The 6308-nt window shown below is 73.1% G+C and carries 6 protein-coding genes; 2 read left to right on the top strand and 4 right to left on the bottom strand.

Features of this window, described 5'->3' with window-relative positions:
• Window positions 1-161: 161 nt before the first annotated feature.
• Window positions 162-1445 (bottom strand): extracellular solute-binding protein, encoded by a 1284-nt coding sequence (locus ABZ930_RS19845; protein ID WP_361549402.1) that lies wholly within the window; start codon window positions 1443-1445, stop codon window positions 162-164.
• A 178-nt stretch (window positions 1446-1623) separates the two neighbouring features.
• On the opposite strand from ABZ930_RS19845, the gene ABZ930_RS19840 reads away from it, so the two are divergent.
• Window positions 1624-1839 carry a dodecin gene (locus ABZ930_RS19840; protein ID WP_361549400.1) on the top strand — a complete coding sequence of 72 codons (216 nt, stop codon included), beginning with the start codon at window positions 1624-1626 and terminating at the stop codon, window positions 1837-1839.
• 24 nt (window positions 1840-1863) lie between these two features.
• On the opposite strand, the gene ABZ930_RS19835 is transcribed toward ABZ930_RS19840, so the two are convergent.
• Entirely contained in the window at window positions 1864-2352 is a 489-nt protein-coding gene (locus tag ABZ930_RS19835; protein WP_361549398.1) for an HAD family acid phosphatase, read from the bottom strand.
• A gap of 53 nt (window positions 2353-2405) precedes the next feature.
• Here ABZ930_RS19835 and ABZ930_RS19830 point away from each other — a divergent pair, with 53 nt between their 5' ends.
• On the top strand, window positions 2406-3413 hold the full coding sequence (locus ABZ930_RS19830; RefSeq protein ID WP_361549396.1) for an LLM class flavin-dependent oxidoreductase: 1008 nt from the start codon (window positions 2406-2408) through the stop codon (window positions 3411-3413).
• Here the strand turns inward: ABZ930_RS19830 and ABZ930_RS19825 are convergent.
• Window positions 3410-4405, bottom strand: a complete 996-nt coding sequence (locus tag ABZ930_RS19825) for an alpha/beta hydrolase family protein (protein WP_361549394.1) — start codon at window positions 4403-4405, stop codon at window positions 3410-3412. The genes ABZ930_RS19830 and ABZ930_RS19825 overlap by 4 nt on opposite strands.
• Before the next feature lie 76 nt (window positions 4406-4481).
• Window positions 4482-6089 (bottom strand): phosphodiester glycosidase family protein, encoded by a 1608-nt coding sequence (locus ABZ930_RS19820; RefSeq protein ID WP_361549393.1) that lies wholly within the window; start codon window positions 6087-6089, stop codon window positions 4482-4484.
• Window positions 6090-6308 lie beyond the last annotated feature (219 nt).

Below are 6308 nucleotides of genomic sequence, written 5' to 3'. Positions count from 1 at the left end.
ACGGCCATCGCGTCGATCTCGATCGCCCCGAAGTCGTTCCCGAGGCATGCGCTGCGCGCAGCCTCCCCTGATGAGATGGCGCACGCAGTGCGCATCTCAGGGGCGCGGGGAACTGCGCGAGAAGCCCCACCGGCCGGCAGCCGACCGGCAGGCGCGCGGAGCTACTCCGCCCGGTCGTCCAGGCGCTTGGTGATCTCCTTCGACGCCTTCGCCGCCTCCGTCTTCGCGTCGCCGCCCATCAGGACCCTGGACATGTAGGACTTGATGGGGTTGTCGGCGGCCTCCACGGTCGCCCAGAGGGGGGAGGCCGGGGTCGCCTTGCCGTGGGCGGCGCCGACGGCCATCGCGGCGACGCCGGGCTCGCCGGCCACCGCGGCGGCGAGCGTGGTCTTGTTCGGTACGTAGTTCATGGTCCTGGCCAGGTCGGTGTTCCACTTCTTCCCGGCCAGGGCCTCCACCACCGCGACCGCGCCCGAGCGGTGGGCGGTGTTCGCGGGGATCACGAGGTCGGAACCGCCGGTGAACACGGCGCCCGCCCGCGCCGCCGTCTTGCCCGGGATCGGGAAGAAGCCCAGCTTGTTCTTCAGGGACGGGTTCTTCTGCAGGATGCGCTGGGCCGAGCCCGGCACCGAGATGATCTGGGCGACGTCGCCCTTGGCGAACCGGTCCGCCTGCGAGGGGTGTTCCTCGTCGGCGTCCTTGGGGCCGTCGCCGAGCGCCTGGAGCTGCCCGTAGAAGGTCATCGCGCGCAGGGCCGCGTCGGTGTCGAGGGCGCCGGTCCAGATGCCGGCCGACTCGTGGGCGAGTTCGCCGCCCTCGTCCCAGATGAAGCCCGACAGGGTGTACCAGTCCTGCCCGGCCAGGTAGATGCCCTGCGTGCCGCCGGAGTCGAGGCGGCGCGTCATGTCGAGCCATTCGTCCCGGCTCTTCGGCGGCTTCTTGATGCCGGCCGCGTCGAAGAGGGACTTGTTGTAGATGACGACGCGGTTGGCTGCGTACCAGGGGATGCCGAACTGGCGGCCGTTGTCGGCGCCGGGCTCGGCGAGGCCGGGCAGCCAGTCCTCCATGCCGAGGTCGCGGGCGGCCTCGAGCGAGAGCTCCAACAGACCCTGGCCGTCGGCGTATCCCGGGACCTGGGTGTTGCCGACCTCGATGACGTCGGGGACACCGGTGCCCCCGTCCTTGGCGGCGAGGGCCTTGGTGACCTTCTCGCCGATGCCCGTCCACTCCTGGATCCGGACATCGAGGCGCAGCTCGCCGTGGTCGGCCTCGAACTCCTTGGTGAACCGGTCGATGAAAGCGTCCGACGCGCTGCCCTGCATCAGCCACACGGTGATGGTGGTCCGACCCGCGTCACTCCCCGGCAGCACATTGCACGCCGTGGTCAGCAGGCCGGACGCGGCGACGAGGAAACCGGAGGACAGAACGGCACGGCGGGAGATCACGAGGGTCACTTTCTGCCTGCGGACAGGGAGGTTCGGCCCGACGTGGGGGACGAGCGCGACGCTCGTACGGGTGTGGCTGGATTTTGGTATGGACCTTTGCCGCGGTCAAGAGTTACCGGGAAGTAAGTACCACGCGCGCGCCCTCGCGGAAGTCGGCCGCCTGGGGCACGGTGGAACCATGTCGAACCACACGTATCGCGTCACGGAGATCGTCGGCACCTCGCACGAGGGGATCGATCAGGCGATCCGCAACGGCGTCAGCCGCGCCTCGCAGACCCTGCGCAACCTCGACTGGTTCGAGGTCACGCAGGTCAGGGGCCAGATCGTGGACGGGGAGGTCGAGCACTACCAGGTGGGTCTGAAGGTGGGTTTCCGGCTCGAGGACGGCGACTGAGCGGGCCACCGGCCCCACCCGCCGTCAGGTGCGGCCCTCGCGCTCCTGCGCGTCCTTCAGGGCCGCCGACGCGCTCGCCCACCGGGCCCGGACGACGGTGAATCCGGCGCGTTCCGCCTCGTCGCAGACCAGTTCGTCGTCGTCGACGAGCATCCGGACGGTGCGGCCGCGCGCCATGCGCCGCAGAGTCTCCAGCTTGGTGCGCCGGGCGGGCCTGCGGTCGTCGTCGCGCCGCATGTGCAGCGTCCCGGCGGGCAGCCCCTGCGCGGCGAGCCAGGCCACGGTGTCGGCGCGGCACCGCTCGGGCCGCCCGGTCAGGTACACGACCTCGCACTCCTCGGCGCTCCCCCGCGCCAGCGCGATCCCCTCGGCCAGCGGCGGATCGTCCGGGGCCGCGGCGAAGAACTTGTCCCAGTCCCGCGGCGCGCGCTCCAGGAACCGCTGCCGGTGCGCGGTGTCGGCGAGCGTCCCGTCGAGATCGAACACGGCCAGCGGCTTCTTGTCGGAGGTCACGGGATTCAGCCTATTGCCGGGAATCCCCGGTGGCTCAGTACGTTGAACAGAACGTGACCACCGTGATCGAAACGACCCGCTTCTCCGTCCTGGACCGCTCCCGCACCCGCGAGGGCCACTCGGCACCCGAGGCGCTGCGCGACACCGTCGCCCTCGCCCAGGACCTGGAGCGGCTCGGATACAGCAGGTTCTGGGTCAGCGAGCACCACGGGGTGCCCGGGGTGGCCGGTTCGGCTCCGACCGTCCTTGCCGCGGCCGTCGCGGCGGCCACCCGGAGGCTGCGCGTCGGCACCGGCGGCGTCATGCTGCCCAACCATCAGCCGCTGGTCGTGGCCGAGCAGTTCGGGGTCCTCGAGTCGCTCTTCCCGGGCCGGATCGACATGGGCCTCGGCCGGTCGGTCGGATTCACGGACGGGGTGCGGCGGGCGCTCGGCCGGGACAAGGACGTCGCCGACGACTTCGCGGGCCAGCTCGACGAACTCCTCGCGTTCTTCACCGGTACGTCGGCGACGCGCGCCCACGCCCGCCCGTCCGAGGGGCTGACCGTGCCGCCGTTCGTCCTGGCGATGGGCGAAGGGGCCTCGATCGCGGCCCGTGCGGGCCTGCCCATGGTCATCGGCGATCTGCGGAGCCGGGAGAAGATGCTGCGCGGCATCGACCGCTACCGCGCCGAGTTCCGCCCCTCGGTCTGGGCGGCGGAGCCCTACGTGGTGATCTCCGGGACGGTCGCGGTCGCGGGCAGCGAGCCGGAGGCCCGCCGGCTGCTGATCCCGGAGGCGTGGTCGATGGCGCACTCCCGCACGCACGGCACGTTCCCGCCGCTGCCGCCCGCCGAGCGGGTGGCGTCCCTGGAGCTGACCGCGAAGGAGCGCGAGTTCTACGAGGCGGGCCTGCGCGGGCACATCGCGGGGACGGAACAGCAGGTCGCCGACGAGCTGGAGACGGTGATCAAGGAGAGCGGGGCGCAGGAGGTGCTGGTGACGACCAGCACGTACGACCGCGAGGGCCTGCTGGAGTCGTACCGTCGGCTGGCCCGGATCGCCCGCCTGACGCCCGCCTAGGAATTGTTCTTCAGCCCGAGGCCGTGCAGCAGCATCGGCAGCGAGGCGTACAGTTCGCGCTCCCAGTAGGGCCAGGTGTGGGTGCCGGGGCCGTAGAAGTGCGTGGTGAGGTGCTTGGCGCCCAGGCTCTTCAGCCGGTCGGCGAGGGCGTGGTTCTGCCGGTTGAAGTCGGCCTCCAGGGCGTTCGTGGCGCCCGGTGGGTCCAGCGGGCCCGCGGTGCCGTCGCCGCTGGAGAGGTAGACCGGCAGCGACGTCAGGCGCTTCGCCAGGTGGTACGGGTCGTGGGCGGCCCAGACGGCGCGCTGGGCGACGGGGTCGCCCCAGACGCGCAGCGGGTCGGTGTCCTGTCCGGCGAAGAAGCCCAGGATGCGGGAGGTGGACTCGTCGTTCAGGAGGGGGTGCGCGGAGCCGGAGTAGGCGGCCGCCGCCCGGAACATGCCGGGGTGCCGGGCCGCGTAGAGCAGCGCGCCCTGGCCGCCCATGGACAGTCCGGCGACGACCCGGCGGGCACCGGCGCCCCAGTCGCGCTCCAGGAGCCGGCGCAGGTCGCGGGTGTGGAAGGTGTCCCAGGCGGGGTCGCCGCCCTGCCCGTGGTTCCACCAGTCGCTGTACCAGCCGTTCCAGCCGGCCTCGGGCATGACGACGAGGACGTTGCGCAGGCTGTCGAGGGACGCCACGTCGGTCTTGCCCGTCCAGGACGTGTAGTCGCCGCAGCAGCCGTGCAGCAGCCACAGGGTGGGCCAGTGCGTGCGGCGGTCGGCGGGGTCCCAGCCGTCCGGCGTGAGCAGGCGCACCTTCACCGTCCGGCCGCCGAGCGCCGACGCGCGGACCGAGAGGTCCACCTGCCGCTCGGCGACCTGGGTGACGGCGACGACCTCGGCGGCGGGCCGGGCGGGGGCCGCGACGGCGGACGGCGCCGCCCCGAAGGTGAGCAGGAGCGCGGCCAGGACGAGCAGCAGGCGTCTTGCGCGGCGGGTCAGGGCGGCGGTCATGGCGGCTCCCGTGGGGCGTCGGCGGATCGTGCTCCTGCTGCGGTGCGGGTCTGCGGTCTGCGGTCTGCGGTCTGCTTCAGTGCGTGGCGGGGAGCACCAGCAGGGCGTCCCCTACCGGGCGTTCGCCGGTGGCGTCGGACACGTCGTTGATCACCTGGCCGTCGACGACCATCGTGGTCGAACCGCCGCCGTCGAGGTTCATGGCCTCCGTGAGTCCCAGCGACTTGGCGACCGCCGCGCTCTCCGGGATGCTCAGGCCGAGCGATCCGGTGCCGCGGCCGTCGGCGGTGACGAGGATGGTCCGCCCGGCCGCGTCCGTTCCGGCGAGGGTGCGCGGGTTCCGCTTGTGCACCCAGCCGTAGTAGAAGCTCGGGTTGCCGGGCTGCACCATGCCGTCGGTGGCCGGGGTGACGTGGAGGCGGCCGTCGCGGACGAGTTCGGGGCCCCCGTTGAGGACGCTGGTGGTGCGGGACGGGGTGACCGAGCGGCCCGCGGTGTCCTTCAGTCCGCTTCGGATCCGCAGCGGGCGGCCCACGTCGGCGAGCGCGGTGAGCCGGGCGGCGGCGCTGCCGGTGGCCTGGACGCTGCGGCCACCGGCGGGCAGGGCGACGCCGCGCGACGCGCGCACCTCGAGGACCTTGCCGTGCCGGTCGAGGACCGCCTCGGCGCCCTCGCCCTTCGGGGTCTCCTTGCCGAACTCGGGTGTGAAGGCGACGAGTTCGTCCGGGTCGGTGCAGGTCGTGTCGTGCAGCGGACGGGCCGTCGGGACGTCGTCGGCGGTGCCGCCGCAGTTGCGGATCAGGCCGGGGACGCGGTCGATGCCGTCCAGCGGCAGCGAGGTGCGGCCCGCGGTGACGGTGCCGCTCCAGGTGAAGCGGGTGATCGCGGTGGAGCGCCCGGAGTCGTGGACGACGAGGCCGGGGCGGCCGTTGACCGCTTCGCTGAGCAGCCGTCCGTCGTAGACGCCTACGCCGGCCGGGTCACCGGGGGCGCCCGCCTTCGGGTCGAGGACGAAGAAGCCCGCGTTGATCCCGGCGGTGGCTCCGTCGGCGGCGGCGAGCGCGCTGGTCGTCTCGCGGTTCTCCAGGTCCGGGCCGTAGGAGGCCTTGAGGTCGCCGCGGAACTTCTTCGGGTCGACGGTGAGGACGTCGATGTGCCAGGGGCCGCGGTCGCCCGCATCGCCGTCCCAGCCGGTGTACCAGGCGGACCCGGTGTATCCGGCGGCGCGCAGCCGGGTGCGTTCGGCCGTGGCCGCGCTCTCGCTCGGGAAGGTGCCGACGCGGACCCGCCAGCCGAGCGTGCCGCCCGCGTAGTCGGCGGTCGGCGGGGTGGTGACCTTCTCGGAGCGGGCGTCGAAGCCCTTCGCGCGGAGCGCCGCGAGAAGTTCGCCCGCGCTCTCCTCGTCCTTGAGCGCGGTCGGCGGCGCGTCCGGGTCGGGGGATCCGGCGCCGCCCGGGATGGAGAGCTCGACGGTCCAGTCCATGGCCGGGGTGTCGGCGCCGCGCACGATGCGGGTGAGCGTGACGCCCGGCTGGAGGGTCCGGGTCGTCCGGGTCTCGGACAGGCCGGCGGCGCCCAGCGGGAGCCCGTGCCGGGGTGCGGGCGCGGCGGTCGCCGACGGTACCGCCCCCACGAGGGCGAGGGCGCACAGTGCCGCGCCGAAGCCGAACAGCCTGCTGTTCACGAATCCTCCACTGGGCCGACCGCTCGACGGTCGCTCGACCGAAGAAGACCTCCGTAACGGTGCGTGGGCCCGCGACCACCCGTCAAGGCATGTGCACATCATTCATCGGACGTTCTCCCGGGCGTCCGTGCCACGCCGCCGGGCGCGCGCCGCCACCCCCGGTGGGTGGATCATGGAGGACGCCGAAGAGTGACCTCCGCACCACCGGGAGCCCGCCCC

It is taken from the genome of Streptomyces sp. NPDC046716 (assembly GCF_040645755.1).
GTDB lineage: Bacteria > Actinomycetota > Actinomycetes > Streptomycetales > Streptomycetaceae > Streptomyces.
The sequence above is the reverse complement of the archived record's forward strand: the minus strand, read 5'-3'. Positions and strand labels throughout refer to the sequence as shown.